15 protein-coding genes are annotated in these 18,125 nt (G+C 48.6%); 8 read left to right on the forward strand and 7 right to left on the reverse strand.

The window, feature by feature from the left end; translation table 11 throughout:
- Positions 1-737 precede the first annotated feature (737 nt).
- Positions 738-1,355 carry a TetR/AcrR family transcriptional regulator gene (locus AC4IE8_RS16565; RefSeq protein WP_068995498.1) on the forward strand — a complete coding sequence of 206 codons (618 nt, stop codon included), beginning with the start codon at positions 738-740 and terminating at the stop codon, positions 1,353-1,355.
- 67 nt (positions 1,356-1,422) lie between these two features.
- Here AC4IE8_RS16565 and AC4IE8_RS16570 read toward each other — a convergent pair whose 3' ends face one another.
- Together AC4IE8_RS16570 and AC4IE8_RS16575 are read right to left on the reverse strand one after the other, a co-directional pair.
- Positions 1,423-2,418, reverse strand: a complete 996-nt coding sequence (locus AC4IE8_RS16570) for a serine/threonine protein kinase (protein ID WP_068995497.1) — start codon at positions 2,416-2,418, stop codon at positions 1,423-1,425.
- Positions 2,419-2,497: 79 nt separating this feature from the next.
- Positions 2,498-3,379, reverse strand: coding sequence for a class I SAM-dependent methyltransferase (locus AC4IE8_RS16575; protein WP_068995635.1), 882 nt, complete (start codon positions 3,377-3,379; stop codon positions 2,498-2,500).
- A 276-nt stretch (positions 3,380-3,655) separates the two neighbouring features.
- Here AC4IE8_RS16575 and AC4IE8_RS16580 point away from each other — a divergent pair, with 276 nt between their 5' ends.
- Positions 3,656-4,351, forward strand: a complete 696-nt coding sequence (locus AC4IE8_RS16580) for a thiopurine S-methyltransferase (protein WP_068995496.1) — start codon at positions 3,656-3,658, stop codon at positions 4,349-4,351.
- Between the two features lie 28 nt (positions 4,352-4,379).
- Here AC4IE8_RS16580 and AC4IE8_RS16585 read toward each other — a convergent pair whose 3' ends face one another.
- Together AC4IE8_RS16585 and arfB are read right to left on the reverse strand one after the other, a co-directional pair.
- On the reverse strand, positions 4,380-4,976 hold the full coding sequence (locus AC4IE8_RS16585) for a YaeQ family protein (RefSeq protein ID WP_490791491.1): 597 nt from the start codon (positions 4,974-4,976) through the stop codon (positions 4,380-4,382).
- A 137-nt stretch (positions 4,977-5,113) separates the two neighbouring features.
- Positions 5,114-5,530, reverse strand: a complete 417-nt coding sequence (arfB, locus tag AC4IE8_RS16590) for an alternative ribosome rescue aminoacyl-tRNA hydrolase ArfB (protein WP_068995495.1) — start codon at positions 5,528-5,530, stop codon at positions 5,114-5,116.
- A 350-nt stretch (positions 5,531-5,880) separates the two neighbouring features.
- Between arfB and AC4IE8_RS16595 the strand changes: the two genes are divergently transcribed.
- Positions 5,881-7,032, forward strand: coding sequence for a PQQ-dependent sugar dehydrogenase (locus AC4IE8_RS16595; RefSeq protein ID WP_490791492.1), 1,152 nt, complete (start codon positions 5,881-5,883; stop codon positions 7,030-7,032).
- A gap of 354 nt (positions 7,033-7,386) precedes the next feature.
- Entirely contained in the window at positions 7,387-9,558 is a 2,172-nt protein-coding gene (locus AC4IE8_RS16600) for an ATP-binding protein (RefSeq protein WP_068995494.1), read from the forward strand.
- Between the two features lie 95 nt (positions 9,559-9,653).
- Here AC4IE8_RS16600 and AC4IE8_RS16605 read toward each other — a convergent pair whose 3' ends face one another.
- Both AC4IE8_RS16605 and AC4IE8_RS16610 read right to left on the reverse strand, forming a co-directional pair.
- Entirely contained in the window at positions 9,654-10,286 is a 633-nt protein-coding gene (locus AC4IE8_RS16605; RefSeq protein WP_068995493.1) for a YdbL family probable chaperone protein, read from the reverse strand.
- A 168-nt stretch (positions 10,287-10,454) separates the two neighbouring features.
- Positions 10,455-12,434, reverse strand: coding sequence for a hypothetical protein (locus AC4IE8_RS16610; RefSeq protein WP_490791493.1), 1,980 nt, complete (start codon positions 12,432-12,434; stop codon positions 10,455-10,457).
- Between the two features lie 603 nt (positions 12,435-13,037).
- Here AC4IE8_RS16610 and AC4IE8_RS16615 point away from each other — a divergent pair.
- From AC4IE8_RS16615 to AC4IE8_RS16625, 3 genes are all read left to right on the forward strand, one after another.
- Positions 13,038-14,579, forward strand: coding sequence for an SPOR domain-containing protein (locus AC4IE8_RS16615; RefSeq protein WP_068995491.1), 1,542 nt, complete (start codon positions 13,038-13,040; stop codon positions 14,577-14,579).
- 268 nt (positions 14,580-14,847) lie between these two features.
- Entirely contained in the window at positions 14,848-15,759 is a 912-nt protein-coding gene (locus AC4IE8_RS16620) for a sulfurtransferase (protein ID WP_068995490.1), read from the forward strand.
- A 202-nt stretch (positions 15,760-15,961) separates the two neighbouring features.
- A complete protein-coding gene (locus AC4IE8_RS16625) occupies positions 15,962-16,384 on the forward strand; it encodes a hypothetical protein (protein ID WP_068995632.1) in 423 nt (140 codons plus the stop codon).
- A gap of 105 nt (positions 16,385-16,489) precedes the next feature.
- Here the strand turns inward: AC4IE8_RS16625 and AC4IE8_RS16630 are convergent, their stop codons facing one another.
- A complete protein-coding gene (locus AC4IE8_RS16630) occupies positions 16,490-16,879 on the reverse strand; it encodes a group II truncated hemoglobin (RefSeq protein ID WP_068995489.1) in 390 nt (129 codons plus the stop codon).
- 318 nt (positions 16,880-17,197) lie between these two features.
- On the opposite strand from AC4IE8_RS16630, the gene AC4IE8_RS16635 reads away from it, so the two are divergent.
- On the forward strand, positions 17,198-18,124 hold the full coding sequence (locus AC4IE8_RS16635) for a MerR family transcriptional regulator (protein WP_068995488.1): 927 nt from the start codon (positions 17,198-17,200) through the stop codon (positions 18,122-18,124).
- The last annotated feature ends 1 nt before the right edge of the window (position 18,125 follow it).

Genomic DNA, 18,125 nt, shown 5'->3' on the forward strand with positions numbered 1-18,125 from the left:
TCATCATGCTTGATTGCCAAAGATCCCTAGGCACAGGAGCCGTTCGACCCTCCATAGTCCTGCTGCGATACAGCTGGCAGTGAGGTAAGCGGCTATAATGAAATTAGAACGAATATTCATTCTAGTCAAATTTTTTTACTATGCTAGGGTGGTGTACGGATGAAAATGGACGCTTGCCGCTTGGCCGCTAACCCGGGGAAACACACGGGGTATAAGGCTTGGCCGGAAAGGAACGGAATTCCTATTTCGGGTATCGCACCATTGCAGTCGAGGCCCAATTGTGGTGACCGGAGGTAGGCTCAGACCCAGCCAATCCGGAGCGATATCGCTGGTTAATGGCCGGCGCAGCATGACCGGACACCTCGGAGCAATCTATTCGAGACCCTACGATGAGTAGATTTATACGTTAGGCAACACTGTATATAATTGATCACAATATAGAAATTGACAGGATCAGAGAAGACGACTCCAATTTGGCCTGTTAAGAATAGAAAACGCCAATCAAGGTGTGAGGAGAGAAGTTTGGCTGTACTGTATGAACGACGAGCGATCCGGTCTGGTACTTTTTCAGGTGGCTCTCCGCTACCTTCAGGGGATGGGAAAGTTCAATGCCGCAGTCTCGCTACCGTTCGCTCAGTTTTTGTCACGACACTTCGCTCACTCCACCTTGCTGAAGAAAACCATCGTTTCATCAGGGCTGATTGGATTCACGTTAATCGGCCGTACCAGGTATTCACATGCTCCATTTGAAAAAAACCGCGACGGAAGATCTACCGGTCTACGACCGCATCCTCAGTACAGCCCTCGACCTGTTTGTCGAACGCGGATATCACAACGTATCGATTCATGACATCCAGAAGCTGGCGAATGTCAGTATCGGCTCGATCTACAACCATTTCGGGGGAAAGGAAGGGGTCGCGAAAGCCCTCTACTACCACTTAATCAGAGAGATGGAAGAGCTGGTTGCGGATGTGATTGACGAAAATCTGAGTTTTCGTGAGAGCTGTAACCGGATTATCTCACTGCTGTTTGAGTATACCGAGAGCAAGCGCAATATCGTCGCCTATGTACTACATGCCAAACACCAGGAGTTTCTGCCGGATGAGCCGCCGATTTGTAGCTCCACCCCGTTTAAGACCATGCGCAAACTTGTACAACGGGGAATGGAATCCGGCGAGATCCGCATGGGTGACCCCTGGGTAGTCGCCTCAGGTGTCTTTGGCGGTGCCATTCGCTTGATTCATCTTCGGCTGGACGGGGTGCTGAATATCCCTCTGCCTGATCTTTACGATGAGTTGATCGATTGTATGTGGCATGGCATGGAGCCCATATCCATACAAGAAAGCGTGGCTTGAGTCAGCGATCAATCGACTCGACGGTCAAATCCGGAAAATGCCGACCGGCACCTGCTCTGTTGCCCTGTCAGCTGTAGACGAGTGGCGGTTCATCCATTTTCGCAAGTTGTTCTCGAAGCGTGAGGATATGGTCTTCCCAGAATCTCACTGAATCAAACCAGGGAAAGGCCGCCGGAAATGCCGGATCGTCCCAGCGTTTGCCAAGCCAGCCTGCATAGTGGACAAGCCTCAGGCTGCGTAACGCCTCCAACAGATGGAGCTCGGCTGGATTGAAATCATAGAACTGGGTGTAACCGTCCAGTAAATCGGCCAGACGCTCGGTCATATAGCGCCGATCTCCAGAGAGAAACATCCACAAATCCTGCATGGCGGGCCCAGTCCTGGCGTCATCAAAATCGACGATCTGCGGTCCATCATCCCGCCAGAGGATATTTCCGGGATGACAATCCCCATGCAGTCGTATCGTGTTGAAGGCGCCTGCCCGGCCATAGCAGGTTTCGATTCGCTGTTGCAGATCATCGACAATCGTCTGGTAGGCGCTCAGCAGGTGTTGCGGCAGAAAATCGTGCTCCAGCAGATAGTGACTGGGTCGCAACAGATAGTGCTCGATGTCGAGCTCGGGGCGATGGCTGAATGACTCAGTTGCGCCCAGACTATGAATCCTGCCGATGAAACGCCCCAGTTGTTCGAGGTGTGACGGGTCATCCAGTTCCGGTGGGCGTCCCCCTCGACAGGGATAGAGGGTGAATCTGAGCCCTTGATGGTGGTGAAGCGACTCCCCGCTTTCATCAACTGCCGGTGCGATGACTGGAATCTCCTGATCAGCCAGCGCCAGGGTGAATCCATGCTCTTCAAGGATGGCCTCATCACTCCAGCGATTGGGGCGATAGAACTTCGCTACCAGCGCTGGCCCCTCTTCCATACCGACCTGATAAACCCGATTTTCATAACTGTTCAGTGCTAAAAATTGTCCACTACAGACAACCCCGGTCGACTCGATGGCATCGAGCATGGTATCCGGCGTCAAGGAGGCAAACGCGTGTTGAAATTCGGGCTCACTCATCTACTTGGAGATCAGCCTGATAGACCATGGTCGCAAAATGCCCTCAGGGTGAGTTATCACTGACCAATCAACCCTGTTGTTAGCGTTTACGCGCCAGAATATAGCGAATCGGCATGCCAACCTCATCCAGCTCCAAGTCAAAACCATGTTTGTCGAACAGCCCCTGTAAATCACAATTGTGCCAGGTGTTGAGAAAAGGTTCGTGAATCGATTTGGCAAACCAGCTGAAATAGAGCCCTTTCAGACCAAAGCGGCGGATCATCTCCCAATATCCGCTATAGGCCTGGACCGGCGATGGCTCTCCGATGGCCAGCAGACTGCCCGGCTCGAGTATCCGGTTAATCTCCTTCAGACTCAGCTCGAAGTACTTGATCGGCATTTCATGGAACAGAAAACCCGCGGTAGCCCCCTCAAAGCGTCGGTCAGGAAATCCCGTCTCTTCAATTATGCCCTGAACAAACTTGATGTTGGGGTACTCATCAGCGCCATGTTTGAGCAGATAGGGTGAAGGGTCTATGCCCCAGACATCTTCAACACCCAGAGCTTCCAACTCAGCCGCGACACCGCCACCGGAACAGCCGATATCGAGAACCCGACTGGCACCGTTGAATTCCGCAGCCAGACGTTTTCTGAGTTTTTTGATTTCACCCAACATGAAACGGTCGAAATTATTGATATACCGCCGTGTCATCGCCTTCGAGTAGTTGCCGTTGGGAAAATTGTGGAATTCCCGCAGCACATACTTGGGTATCATTTCCCGTCCGGGCATACCTTCAGGAAGTTCAACCGTGGGACGCTTTTTAGCGGCGATCAGCTTGAGCAGGGACCAGAACCCCCCCAAACTACTGAAATTAGATAGATCAGGCCAGGCATCCGGTATCTCCATGCTCCGCCAATCCGGAACTACTGGATCCTGATTGCCCCCGGGGCCCAAGTCACCAAATGATTTATCAACAGTCATGCCCATCTTCAAAGATCTCCCTATCTCTATTCTCCGCAACCCTGTGGCTTTCACATCGTGTGAGCCAAACCCTAAAAACTCACAGCATTATACCAAGCTGGATCGATTTCATGCAATTTCCCTGGCTATTTTTTTATCAAAAAAGGTAAATCAGATAACAAGTTAGCATACTCTGACCCCGGTTTTGCGGAATCTGTCAGATTGATTGTGCTTGCCAACTTGTGCAAACAAAAACATACTCCCAGGCAAGCAAGGTGACGATCAGCAGGACGATAGATGAGCAAATCCACCACTGAACTCAGAGCGCCCAACGAGAACTGGCTGCAACGCTGGGAAGATAACAATATCGGTTGGCACCATGTGGAGTTCAATCAACATCTACTGAATTACTGGCACACGCTCTATCTCCCCGCAGGCTCCCTGGTGCTGGCACCGCTCTGCGGCAAGAGCAGAGATATGTTCTGGCTGGCTGAACAGGGTTACCGCATTCGTGGGATTGAGCTAAGCCGATTGGCGATAAGCCAATTCTTCGATGAACACAATCTTCAGCCTACTGTAGAGAAGAGTGACAATTTTGAGCAGTGGCGCCAGGGACCGTTTGAGCTTTTATGTGGTGATATCTTCGACCTGGCGCAGCATGATACTTCGGATGTTGATGCGGTCTACGACAGGGCCTCATTAATTGCACTCAACCCTCAACAACGACAACAGTTTGCTCGCCTGATCATTGAACTGCTACCCAGTCATGCAAAAATCCTCCTGGTCACCCTGGAGTACCCCCAGGACGAGATGGCCGGTCCACCCTACAGTGTGGGCGAAGCGGAGATCCGGGAGCTGTTCGAACAACACTTCACCATCAACCTGCTGCATCGCCTTGATCTACTGCAGAACACAGACCGCTACCAACACCACGGGGTCAGCCAGATGGTGGAAAAGATCTATCTGTTGAAGCCTGCAGGGAACCCCGGTTAACCAACACCCCTCTTCTTCTCGCAATCTCCTACTGCCACTGTTGCAGCTCGATCAGCAAAGTCATTTGATCGTTACCAAGCCAGAGCTGGCCCTCCTGTATGGTAGAGTGCAGCTGCATATTTCGCGCAACGAGATTATCCAGCTGATCCATATCCTCAAGAATTAGATTGATCACACTCAAATTCGCGAAGCGACTGACTGTCTGCTGCATCTGTTCCCACCAGATCGAAGCACTACGCTCAGCATATGGATAGACCAGCACACGCTTGGACCTGCCGCAGGCCCGCCTCAAACGCTTTTCATCCGGCTGACCCAACTCAATCCAGAGCTCAATCTCATCACTCAAACTCTTCAGCCAAAGATCCGGTTCGTCATCGGTGCTAATCCCCTTGGTAAAGCTGAGTTGCTGATTCGCATTCAAAGCGAAAACCGCCAGACGCAACATCATACGTTGATTGGTTTCCGATGGGTGTCTCGCCAGTGTCAGGCTATAGGTTTCATAGTGCTGTTCATCCATATTCGATACTTGCAGTTCCGTTTTATAGACTGTTGATTTAAGTGCCACTTTGACCGCCGTGCTATCTCTGGAGAGGTTGTTTTCTGTTAAAGCCGCAACAATCTGCAATGTTACCAGCTCTGGAGACAAACTTTTGAATTGAAACAGTGATATTGCTGATTTGACAGACTAGGGCCTGTCAACACGAATCCAATGCATCCTGCTGGGGCTGTTTTGAGCTCAGCAAGGCAGAGAGGGATTGATTCTTAATCCGTCACCTTTCGTCGCAACGCCTTCTGCTTGCCACGCTTGTTTTTAGCATCCAAGCGACGTCGTACTGACGCCTTTGTTGGCCGGGTTTTGAAGCGTTTTTTTGGCGAAACCATCGCACTGCTGATCATAGCGTGCAGCCGTTGCAGAGCATCCCGACGGTTCTTCTCCTGATCCCGGTAACGTTGAGCCTTGATCACCACTACCCCATCGCGATTGATCCGGCTATCGGCGCGGGCCAGCAGACGCTGCTTTATCCGTAGAGGCAGGGAAGAGGCTTTGATATCGAAACGCAGATGGATTGCAGAGGCGACTTTATTGACATTCTGACCACCCGATCCCTGGGCATGGATCGCACTCCACTGAATCTCAGTGTGCGGAATTTCTATCTTGTCGCTGACTGAAAATGCCATTGAATTATCAAGCTAATGGTTGATGGTTACTGTATAACCATCTTAAATCTATTTCATGGGATCCACAATTTTGCGCTATCGACGACTCAACAGATGATTGGCAAACCCATGTTTGGATTGAATCGGTGCTATTTACACACGATCGATCCGCACAGCTCCACACATAATAAAAAACAGGCACTAAACTAAATCAAATAAGCAGACTCGAAGTTAATACCCGACAACGATGGTACTCAAGGCAAGGTCTGATATTAGGCCATTACACCAGAACCCGGGATTGATTTGCTGAATCCTGGTATACCCCGGGCCGATGAAAATAGGATTATTCATAAGTATTTAAGGTGCATCATATGAACGTTGCAATGGTAGGCTCAATCTCTATTCTGTTATTCGCTTGTACGGCTCAGCCCCTTTTCGCAAACAGGCCCATCGAGACAGAAAAACAGGCCATTGGCTATGAGATCGTGACAGACCAACTATCCCACCCCTGGGCGATGGTGTTCCTGCCGGATGGTGCCATGCTGATCACAGAGAAAAACGGCAAACTGCGTTACCTGGATGCAGCAGGCAACCTCGACCCCATGCCAATTCAGGGACTCCCTGATATCCGTTCCCATGGCCAGGGAGGATTGCTGGATGTAACCCTTCACCCGGAATTCGAAAGCAATCGCTATATCTACATATCTTACGCCGAGCGTACCGGCAACCGGTACGGCACCACCGTGATGCGGGGAAAGCTGAAAAACCACGCGTTAGAAGAGTCAGAAGTGATTTTTAGATTGTCAAGGAAAACCAAATCCCGCCAGCACTTCGGCTCCCGGCTGGTGTTCGACAAGCAGGGTTTTCTGTTCATCACGCTAGGCGATCGGGGGGACAGCTCACGAGCACAAGATCTGGCCGATCATGCAGGATCCCTGATCAGGCTGCATGATGATGGCCGTATCCCCAAGGATAATCCATTTCTCGTTAACGCTAAGGCGAAACCCGAGATCTACAGTTATGGACATAGAAATATCCAAGGCGCTGCATTGCACCCTGTTAGCGGATCGCTTTGGACACACGAGCATGGACCCCAGGGTGGGGATGAGATCAACATCCCTGCAGCTGGCCGCAACTATGGATGGCCGATCATCACTTATGGTGTCAACTATGTGATCGGCACAAAAATTGGTGAAGGCACTCATAAGGCCGGCATGGAACAGCCGCTGCACACCTGGATCCCATCCATCGCCCCGTCAGGCATGACCTTCTACACCGGTGAACAGTTTCCGCAGTGGAAAGGTAATCTGTTTGTTGGTTCTTTGAAATTCCAGCAGCTGGTGAGATTAGAGATCGACAACAACAAAATCACTCATGAAGAGCGTCTGTTGTCCAATAAGCTGGGCAGAATAAGAGATGTACGCCAGGGACCGGACGGTATGCTCTATCTGCTGACAGATGAACGAAATGGAAAACTGGTGAGAATCTTGCCCAAGGGCGAACCTAATCCTGTTACCCGATAGTTCTGATTTAGAGCCGAAATTCTGTCTCTACAACTCGATTTTATCCGAGTCAACCCATGTTTCTGTAAAACCATGCTACAGACCCTGATAAAGAGTAACCTAATGACAGAAAAGCCAATATCTGTTCATCAGATTTCACAATAAGAAGTTAATTCCCTTCGCGGTCAGTTAACATAAGGGTAAACTCTCGATAACGAACGAAATTTCTAAGTTAACAGAGCATTTCCACAAAAATACTCTGAATGCGGCATAATTTAAAATTTAAACTGAAATAATGACGATCTGCCATGACTTTTATACAGTCATCTACAGAATACCCCAAGCCTAATAACGGACTAAAGCATCTAACTGAAAATGAGTGAAAAGCCTGAGGCCTATCGCCCGAATCAACCTAAGCCACAGCGTGAAGCGGGATCAGACGATATAATCCGTCATGAGTTTCACCAGGGGCTTGTTCGCCTGTTGTTTATCAGTCTCTTCACTTCCTACATGTTTGCGGTAGATTTCTACAACCCGGAGAGTGGCAAAGTAATTCAACTCCACCTCTACATGGGCCTGGGTTATACACTCTTCTCCCTACTCCATCTGCTGAGCTTGCGGATCAAAACAAAACCCTCCGCGATGCGCAGAGGCATAACGCTGCTCGGAGATAATGGGATCGTTTTTTACGGTCTGCTGACTATGGGAGAGTACAGCCCGCCACTGTTTGCCATCATGCTCTTGATAACCATTGGCTATGGTGTACGATTTGGCCTCAGATACCTCTATGCCGCGACGATTCTTTCCAATATCGGATTTCTGCTTGCTATCCAGACTGCCGATTACTGGTCAGCCGCTCCCCTGTTGAGTTACAGCTTGCTGATTACCAACATCTTAATACCGGTTTTTGTATCCTATCTGCTGAAGCACTTGACAACTGCCAAACTGGAGGCTCAATCAGCCAATGAGGCCAAATCGAGATTTTTGGCCAACATGAGTCACGAGATACGAACGCCATTAACCGGCATTATTGGCTTGAGCGATCTGATGCTGAGAGAGGAACATAGTGCAACCACGCATAAGAATATCAATGCAATTCACAGTGCTTCCAACCACCTTTTGTCGATAGTGAACGATGTTTTGGATTTCTCCAAAATTGAAGCTGGTTTTTTGAACATTGATAGAAAAGCCTTTGACCTGCATGCCCTGATCAATCAGGTCAGTAACCACTATCGGCCTTCTGCCATGGGAAAAGGTCTGGATTTCCGTATCGACCTCTCTCCCAGCGTTCCCTTCTATCTACTCGGTGATGAAACCAGGCTACGTCAGGTTCTGATGAATCTCTTGAGTAATGCGGTGAAATTCACCGATCAGGGTGAGATTGCGCTGCAGATTAGTCTGGAGAAGCGAAAACAGAACAGTGTCAGTATCCTGTTTGAAGTCTTGGATACGGGAATCGGCATCACTCCGGACAAGCAGAAACAGGTCTTTAACCGCTTCTCCCAACTCGATAACTCGGATGCCAGAAATGTCAGTGGAACCGGCCTGGGAACGACCATTGCCTATGACCTGGTCAAGCTGATGGGAGGCGAGCTCGCGTTTTACAGCATGCCTGATAAGGGCAGTCGGTTCTTTTTCAAACTTCAGCATGAGGTGATGCCCTATTCAGACCAAGAGCAGTTCAAAGAGCGTGAGGTTATCTCCATCACTCAAAGCAGTGAAATACCAAAGCTGGTGGAAGAGATTTTGTTTGATTGGAATATCTCCCACCGCCTGATTGACGAGAAACCGGATATCATTCATGTGCTTTACCACAAACCGGTAAAGTATCAACCGCTGCTGGTTATTCTGGACGAGAGCTGTCTTCTTCACCGTGGTCAGGATTTCTATCAGCAGTTACTCTCTGACCCGGGAATCTGCAGTAATACCATCGTCATTCGTACAAAAGCACATCAGGCAGACGAAATCATCAGGCAGAATCCTGTCGGCGCAGTTATCGATACCCCTTTTGATTCCGACGCACTACGCAATACAATTCACTACATGTTGACCAGGTCAAACTACATCAATGTTGGTGGTACATTAACCATTCCCTATCAGGATGCGGGTAAAAACAAACACATTTTGATTGGTGAAGACACGTCCATTAACAGATATCTGCTTGAAGAAATATTGGTACGTAGTGGATATAGGGTAACCATGTGTGAAACCGGCGAATATGCATTGCGTCAGTTACGCCAAAATCCTTTTGACCTGGCGATACTCGACATGCAAATGCCATCAGTCACCGGGGTGGATATCATACAATATATTCGCAATGAAAATGGACAGAACCAAGCCATTCCCATCATGATTCTCACGGCCAACGCAACAGATGAAGCAAGGCAGCAATGCCTTGAAGCCGGTGCCGATCTGTTTATGACCAAACCTTTCGAAACCTTGGAACTGTTGAGAAACGTTGAGATGTATCTGGCGCCACCATCCAATGAAATCAACCGTGAAGCGAGTGACTACATCCAGGAGATGGAAAATCCAGCAGCCAACTAGTTAACACCAGCACTCAATCATCGCACTAGGGTGATAGGGTTAGCGATCAAAGGTCGGTCCAGCACTGATTAATTGTAAACGCGAAGCAAAATGTATCACTCACTTCGCTGCCACTTCCCCGTGCTGTTCTGATACCAATACCCCTTTGGAGCCTCTTCAATCCACACACGAGCAAAAATATCACGAATGCTCTGCTCCCACTCCGGATGACCATTGGCACGGGCAATCTCTGCATAGAGTGAATTCCGATCCCCGTTTTCATCTGCCGTCAGCTTCTTCACCCGGTTTCTATCCTTCAAGGGAATCTTTTTCAAATCTCGTATTTTAATCAAACCTTTATTGGTAAAACCCAAAGCACCGGATCGATAAAAACCGGTCAGTCTGGCCTGCCGTTTTGACATGGAAGCACGCAACTTGCGGATCGAGGGAGATGAGATATCGATGTTGGGTTGTTCCGCATGAGCAGGTGGTATGACAAAATTCACAATCGCTTCTGCCGCAGATGTCAGTTTTGTGCTGTTGAACTGATAGAAGGATTGGTCATCATCCTGTTTCGTTTCGGGTTGGCTCTCCTGAGGTTGATCAGGATTGGCTTCATCACCCAAGACATCCCGAACAATTACCCTGGCGGCCTCTTCAGCCGCTGCGGCTGGAAAATAGATATTGATGGTTACACAGGCTGCCAGGCTCAATGCGATCAATACATAGCCAAAAAAAGATCGCAACATAATTGTTCGCTTTATCATAAGTCTGTAGTTCCTCATCACATAGTTTATTCTGACTATTCAGACATTCCGGTACCTGTCGAAACTGGTCTGCTGGCGTTCCTGTATTCTGACATTTGATGGCGCGACGAAAAGTGACTCAATCAGGGATTGCTTGAGGCAAAAAGCAGGTTACTGCACCTTCATCCCTTCGACACGGATATTTTTCAGACGTTCCACCAGGGTCTTCCAGGCTACACGCCGATTGCGCGCTATCACATCGATTCTTGGTAAACCGGCCCCTTTCACCAGATAGTAGCCCCCGTTAGGATGGTCGATACCACCCAACTCGGCAAGGTCCCCATCAAGACTGGCTTGCAACTCTATTCGATTGTAGCGAAACTCTTTGAAAATACCCAAGAAGGTATTCTGTAAACTGCCGCCCATTCCATTCCCAATGGATGTAAGATTATCCACGGCTCGTTGACTGATCCGATGTGGCAGATCGTCATCCTCTGGCGAGTTGAACTGAGCCTGAAACGCCACAGGCTCCCAACTCAACAGATGTAACCCGTTAATCCACCCCTCCAGGCCTCCCTCGATATGACCAAACGAGAAGGTACGGGTTATCTGTTCCAGATCCAGTCCAGTCATCTCAGCTGACGCAAAAAGTTCCGGAACCCGACCCAAAGGCTGTTTGATTTTCAATTGTTCAACCTTGATCTGACCGCCAAACACATCCACTTGTAACGCACCATCAAAATCAAGGGATTCATCAAGATAGTGCATCCTGGGCAGTTTACCATTCAGCTCACCACTCAGGCTTGGCCAATCGAAAGCTGTAGAGAGATCCTGCAACGAGAGATTGATAACTTCAGCGCCAGTCTCCCATTCGGGGCTACCGTGAAACAAATTCTTCGCCTCCAGTCGATCTATGATGATATGGCCACCGAGCAGTTGGATATCGAGAGGTTTCTGTAAACTGATACCATTCGGCAAAGCTTGCAGATTGACACTAAGTGGGCCATGGGGAATCTGGTACAGATGTCCCGTTTTTACATGGAATTGGCTGATTTGTGCGTTTTCACGATTTGACCAGGCCAAGAAACCTTGCAGATCATTCAGGGCAAACACACCCCGTAAATCGTCCACATCGATCGACTTAAGCTGAGATCTGAATTGCGCCACCTCACCATCGACAAGTTCAATCTCTCCTTGTATTCCACCAGTAATCTCCAGCTCATCGGCCATACTGCCGATCACCATCGGTTGGATGATGGTTTGATAGAGCTGATCCAGATGGTCGGTTCCAAACTGGATGTTTGCGTGCTGGACAGCCAAATCTGTCAGGTCAATCTGAGCACTCCCCTTCAAATCGACAGTAGGCAGCCATTGTAAATCGGCTTGCTTCAATTGCAGATGGTTCAGCGCTGTTGTCCAATCCCCCTTGAGGTTCAGATGAAGGGGAGCATCAGTTAGGTCAATATAGAAAGGATCAGAGTAATACTGACCCTGATCGAGCAGCAATCGGGCGGATCCAGCCCATCCCCTATCACGCTTCTCGGCTTGAATATGCAGTTTTCCTGAGCCTTCCTCCGCCACTTGAAGGCCTTCCTCATCCGCATAATTGAGTTTTTTGATTTCAGCACTGACATCAGCCTGTTTTAGTACCGATGTGGAACCGGATAATTTAGCCTTGATCGATATACTGGCTGAAACATCCCACGACGGCGGGACTATTTCCCTTGGGAGTAGCGCCCTGAGCTTATCAACATTCAATTCCGACCCATTCAGATTCAACTGCCAGTTGGGTTTTGTCATCTTCAGATCAAAACTCACCCCTCCTTGCGCAACAGTCAATCCATCCAGTTTGATCTCAACATGCTCTGAGTCGATATAGTTCAATTCCACATTCGCCTGTTGACCACCATAAGGGGATTCGGCAATCGATAAACTTCCTTGTGGGCAGAAATAACTGTGATTAACCTGAAGCACTTCTGCACAACGCAAATCAATCCCCTTGATCGATCCAGCCAGTGCCTGATGATTGAACTCAGAGAGAGTCAACTGTAAACCAAGCCCCTCTGCAGTCTGATACAGATTAAGATGTATCCCCTCTGCGGACCATTCATCGGATCTTAAATTATCAGTCTGTATAGAAAAATCACTCAATGAAACAGCTGTCCGGGAGATGCACAGCAGATTCAACCAAAACACCAGATAGGCCAGATTTTTTAAGGTATATAAACCTGCCTGCCGAGATGACCGACGGCTGATACTGAGCCTCACTTTATGAAACTGGAATTTACCCACAGGTTGTATCCTGTATTTATCAGAGGTTCCTTTATAATACGCGATATGTTTACCCCAAAATCTGTCTCGATCCTATTGATACTGTTATTCATTGTTGGGATTGCCTCTTGGTCAAAACTCAGATTTGTCGACCCGGAAGATCACCAGGAACAGCGCTGGCGTGTCGACCAGTATCCTGGCTTCAAGAAAAGCCAAACCCATAATCCTGGGCCTCATTCTCGAATGTTAGGAATCAATCGGGGATAACGCTCCCGCAATCTGTTTCGACCTCTCAAAATTACAAAATAATATTTCCTTTATTAACAATATGTTAGTATTTTTTTTATGGTCTAATGGGAAGCTATAAAGAAAACTAATTATATTTGTATATTACTATTTGCTAATTTTGTCGCCTTAGGGGATTCTTATTCTTATAAAATGCGCTAGTACGCCCCACGCGCATCGCAATTCGAGGGCTAAACCATGTCCAAATCAAAACACGCTATTGAATCATCTAACGTGGCTGACGATTCACCGGACACGACTTCCCAGAAAAAACTCATACCGCTGGAATCCGGTAACAATACCGCATCACTTCCCAATGAACTCAACCAAAAAATCGGCAGGATAGATGCCGATCTCGATGATCTAAGAAGTGAATTGAGCAGTGCCAATAAAGGCGTGAAATCGAAACTTCTTGATCTGAGTGAAAAAGGCAGTGATCTGACGAGCAAAGTGTCGGAAGCCTATCAACAGCTCGGCGAACTGGATGATGCCTACAAGTCACTCTCCGGCAAGTCGACCCAAATCAGTCGAGAGATCAGATCGGTTACCAAGCAACTGGCACAGGTCAGTGAGAAAACTGAATCAGGAATGGGGACATTGAATGAAGGTCTCCTGACGCTGATCGAGCGGACAGATGAGCTCTCGGAAAAATCCAAATCAACTACCAAAGCGCTCAATAAGAGTATTAAAGACAATGCAAAATTGTTGCATGAACTTGAAGGAGAGCTGCTCAACGAAATCAATACCCTGGCAACAGATACTCAGCAACGGGATGATGCACTCGATAACAAAACCGATGTAATCAGCCAGGATCTGGTTAAGGCTGAAGAGGAGATCAAAGCCAGTCAGGCCCGCCTGTTAAAGATGCAGGAAGTGGATCAGGCCTTGGAAAAACGGATCTCTCACCTCGATACTACAGCACAAGAACTGACAAACAAGAGTCGAGAACTCACCCGTTCCACAACGATTCTGAACAACAGAACCTCCGAACTTGCCACTGCCATCGAAGAACTCAGAGATCAGACCACAGAGCACACTGAGCAAATATCAGATCTGCAGGACCGTGTGGGACAGACGGCCAGGGCACTCTACAGCCTGATCATGGTTGAGAAAAAGCATTTCCGTATCCTTGGCAGTGCCATTGCCTTGTTGTTGGTCACTCTGTTGGGCTTCTATCTCTACAACCAGTCAAACTGGTCAGCCGAACAGCAGCACAACCTGCAACTGCAGAGTGGTGTTACTGAGAATAGCCAGCAGTTGGCGGTGAATGAGGACCTGTTGCTCCAGCTTGGCGATAAATCTCTGCAGAATGATAAAATCATGCAGCAGGAGATTGAAACACTCAACCAGCAGATCTCCCACATTGGTGATCAGGTTGATACGCTCGATGGCCGAGTCAACAACATCCGGCCGAACAGATCCGTCGGTAAAGACGGGGTCATCCACAGCGGCCAGTGGCTTGCACAACAGCCCGCTGAAAACTACACCATTCACATCGCGACTGTGACTGATAAACAACAACTCTACAAACTGGCGGAACGCTACAGCAAACAGCTTCAGGATGAGCTTGCCTACATTCCTGTTACTGTTAACCAATCCAAGCAGTTTGCCCTGGTTTACGGTAACTTCGCCAGTCGTCAGGAGGCTGAAAGCAGATTGAACGGATTACCGAGATACATTGAGCGGAAAAACCCCTCTCTGCATACCATGAAGCAGGTTCAGTCTTATCTAAACAACTAGTCAGTAACGACAGATGGGCCCGGATAGCGGGCCCATCATCCCGCTTTCCACTTCCACTTCTCATACGGTCAATCCGGCGGCTGAAAATCTATTTCCAGGCTGCACCGATACGCTCGCCTTAAAAAATCTCGCTAATGTCTGGTAATAGATCCCGAGATCACCCAATGTGATTGAATAAACTGGTATTTCAGCTAAAGTATTGTGATCAACAATCATAATAAATTGGGTTGAACAAACCGATATAAAATCAATACCTTTGAGTGATGCGATGAAACGATCTTTACTGTTCTCTCTGTTATTTCTGTTCACAACCAGTGTTTTGGCCGAAGCTGAATTTCTGGTGGACTCGGATTGGTTATCCGAGCATATCGACGATGACAATCTGGTCATTCTCGAAGTCCGCTATCATCCACACCGCTACCATACAGTGGGGCATATTCCTGGTGCGATTCAGGTACAACGATTCAAGGATCTCGGCGACAATCAGGGCTATCCATTGATGCGTTTTCCATCCAGAGATCAGTTCCAGTCCACTTTACGCCAGTGGGGCGTTAATGATGACTCCACCCTACTCCTCTACGACGACTCAAACACGGCTCTGACATCACGCCTCTTCTACCTGCTCGATCTCTACGGTTTCAATACTGAACAGGTCAAGATTCTCAATGGTGGCACTGTGGATTGGAGTGCCTTCGAGGAGATGACAACAGACCCCACGCCACAACCAAAGCCCGGTAGCGTAACCCTGAAAGCGGCCAATCCTAAGCTGTTTGTCGAATGGACAGATGTCTATGACAATATCGTATCGAGTCGTGATCCGAATTTTGTCCTGCTCGATGCCAGACCACGGGACATGTATAGCGGGAAGGTGGTCAAACACTCGATCTCCGCCGGACATATTCCTGGCGCAATCAACATCGTCAGTCTGGATGGCACAAGTGCACAAAAGTGGCGTGACGATGAAGCCATTGCCTCACTCTATAAAGAGATCGCCAAAGACAAAACAATTTATGTCTACTGTCACGACGGCTTTCGTATGAGCCTCACCTATTTGCAACTCAAACGCCTCGGATATACCGATGTGCGACTCTATAATGGCGGATGGTCTCACTGGGGCAACCGCTTGACATTGCCTGTTGTTGAAGGTGAAGAACCATACAGCGGTGATTTTGCCCTGTAGGAGGTAGGGATTACCGAGCGCCTGACAATCAACTGCAAAGCTCAATCCAGGTCATCTCGATAGTTTTTTCACCACCGTTCCTGTTGCCTGTAAATTCCAGGGCCATGATGATTGCCAGGAGAGATAAGTAATGGCCCATGAGGATTGTCATTGAGCCTGACCAGCAGGATTCAATATGCTGTCGATTTTCAGGAGCAACACCATGAGTCTTGATCGCGGCACCCGGATCTATGCCGGCATATTGGGCAGTCTGGTAGGTGTGAGCCTGTTGGCCTGGCTGTTAACCCTAGACTTCAGACTTGGGGAGATCGATGAGATGCTCAAGCAGGATAAGCAAATTGCAGCCTATCCTTATACCTTCAAGGCATTGGAGATCAAAGGAACGACAGCGATACTCTCCACCCCCAGAACCAGTGCTGTACCGGCGGTGAAATTTCTCAGTATGATTTTTCCCCGTCTAAGCCGTAAAAGCGAACAGGACCCTGCAGTAATAGCGGCACAACAGCAGCTGGGGAAAATCCAGGGGAAAGTGCGTGAACTGGTTCTCAGCAGACAAGATATCGAGCGGGTCAGCTGGCGTATAGACAAAGCCTGGTATGCCCAAAAAGGGGTTATGATCGATTGAGAATGGTTATTCGAAGAGACGCAGCATGGCGTTTGTAATTGAGACAGACCATCAGTTACCAACGCGATGGCTGAGCATTGGGATATCCATGGCCTGATCTGTCACTCAATCTTCCCGGTTACGCATAAAATCCGCTGTTTTAGAAAAAGCCTGAAGCAACTCCTCCTGCAGTGACTCATCCAGAGACATCTGCTGCATGGCCGTTTGCATACACTGCATCCATTGGTCCCGCTCTTCGATGCCGATGCTGAAGGGAAGATGACGCGCTCTGAGCCTTGGATGACCATACTTATCAGTATACAGAGATGGTCCACCCAACCAGCCTGAGAGAAACATAAACAACTTCTCCCGAGAGACCTTGAGACTCTTGGCATGCAGCTGGCGTAATTCAGTCAGTTCGTCCTGATCATCCATCAGGTCATAGAAGCGATCGACCAGTTCACGTACCGATTTTTCGCCCCCGAGTCTTTCATAATGTGTTGCCGCAGGTTGCATGATCTTCGATACCCGATAATAAAGCCGAACAGTGAATATCAATCTGATCGATTGAGTCGGCAAATAAAACAGAATTGGTACCCTGCCTCAAGCAGAATAATCAATCGATGAAAATATTATTTCCTCTTTTAACACCTTTACCACATTGATTTCACAAAAAAACTCAGCCATTTTCAGCACTATTACCGAACTTGCCCTGGAGCTCTGACTGGAGCTGAATGGCAATAAAAGCCACTCAATCACAGGGTAATTCTTAAAGTACAAATTTCTGAATATTATTGTACACTATGTATAAGTTTTAACTTTTCGATCAGGTTCATGAAAGAACAACCCTCAAATAAAAACGGTTTTTACCCGATTCGCAAGGTCTCCGAGCTGACCGGCATCAATCCAGTAACGCTGCGTGCCTGGGAAAGACGCTATGGTCTGATTAAACCGGAGAGAACACCCAAGGGACATCGTCTCTATACCGATGAACATATCCAGCTGATCCGGCGGATCATGGACTTTATCGATCAGGGTATCTCGATTGGTCAGGTCAAGAACCGGCTCTCAGGCAATGGCGCCCACCTGCAAGGTGTGGATTCAACCCAGGTGGAAGAGAGTGATGTATGGGAAACCTATCGCAGCAGGATGCTGCAGGCGATTGCCGAATTCGATGAGAACGCCCTTGATGGCAACTACAATGAGGCGCTCTCTCTCTATCCAATCGAGCTGGTAACCCGTCTGCTGTTACAACCCATGCTCCACGAGCTGCACCAAAGGCGTAGCAGTCAGCCTTTGGCAGAGGTGGAAAGCCGCTTCTTTCATACCTACCTGCGCAACAAACTCGGCGCACGCTTTCATCACCAGTCCACTCAAACCCGGGGCAGACGACTGCTGGGGGCCTGTCTGCCGAACGAATACAGTGAAGTGGAACTTCTGCTGTTCAGCCTGAAAGCGATGACCCAGGGATACAGACCTGTTTTATTGGGTCCGGATTTGAGTCTGGAACTTCTGCCAATGACCATCAACCGCTCCCACAGTGAAGCCTTGCTCCTTTTCGGCAGCTTGGAACCACCGATGGCTCTGTTGCAGAGTCACCTGCCTGCTTTGGTGCAGAAGGTGAACGAGCCGGTATTTGTCGGCGGTGCCATCACACAGACCCATCAAGCGGAGATTTTACAAGCGGGCGCAATACCACTGGCGGTGGACTTGGCTGCGGCAGTGGTTCAAATAGATGACAGATTGACAATAGGTCGCTGAT

It is taken from the genome of Candidatus Thiodiazotropha sp. AKAK2, assembly GCF_058244685.1.

Coding starts and splice junctions, on each gene's coding strand:
- AC4IE8_RS16565 (WP_068995498.1), top strand. CDS start 738: ATGCTCCATTTGAAAAAAACCGCGACGGAAGATCTACCGGTCTACGAC.
- AC4IE8_RS16570 (WP_068995497.1), bottom strand. CDS start 2,418: ATGAGTGAGCCCGAATTTCAACACGCGTTTGCCTCCTTGACGCCGGAT.
- AC4IE8_RS16575 (WP_068995635.1), bottom strand. CDS start 3,379: ATGACTGTTGATAAATCATTTGGTGACTTGGGCCCCGGGGGCAATCAG.
- AC4IE8_RS16580 (WP_068995496.1), top strand. CDS start 3,656: ATGAGCAAATCCACCACTGAACTCAGAGCGCCCAACGAGAACTGGCTG.
- arfB (WP_068995495.1), bottom strand. CDS start 5,530: ATGGCATTTTCAGTCAGCGACAAGATAGAAATTCCGCACACTGAGATT.
- AC4IE8_RS16595 (WP_490791492.1), top strand. CDS start 5,881: ATGAACGTTGCAATGGTAGGCTCAATCTCTATTCTGTTATTCGCTTGT.
- AC4IE8_RS16600 (WP_068995494.1), top strand. CDS start 7,387: ATGAGTGAAAAGCCTGAGGCCTATCGCCCGAATCAACCTAAGCCACAG.
- AC4IE8_RS16605 (WP_068995493.1), bottom strand. CDS start 10,286: ATGTTGCGATCTTTTTTTGGCTATGTATTGATCGCATTGAGCCTGGCA.
- AC4IE8_RS16615 (WP_068995491.1), top strand. CDS start 13,038: ATGTCCAAATCAAAACACGCTATTGAATCATCTAACGTGGCTGACGAT.
- AC4IE8_RS16620 (WP_068995490.1), top strand. CDS start 14,848: ATGAAACGATCTTTACTGTTCTCTCTGTTATTTCTGTTCACAACCAGT.
- AC4IE8_RS16625 (WP_068995632.1), top strand. CDS start 15,962: ATGAGTCTTGATCGCGGCACCCGGATCTATGCCGGCATATTGGGCAGT.
- AC4IE8_RS16630 (WP_068995489.1), bottom strand. CDS start 16,879: ATGCAACCTGCGGCAACACATTATGAAAGACTCGGGGGCGAAAAATCG.
- AC4IE8_RS16635 (WP_068995488.1), top strand. CDS start 17,198: ATGAAAGAACAACCCTCAAATAAAAACGGTTTTTACCCGATTCGCAAG.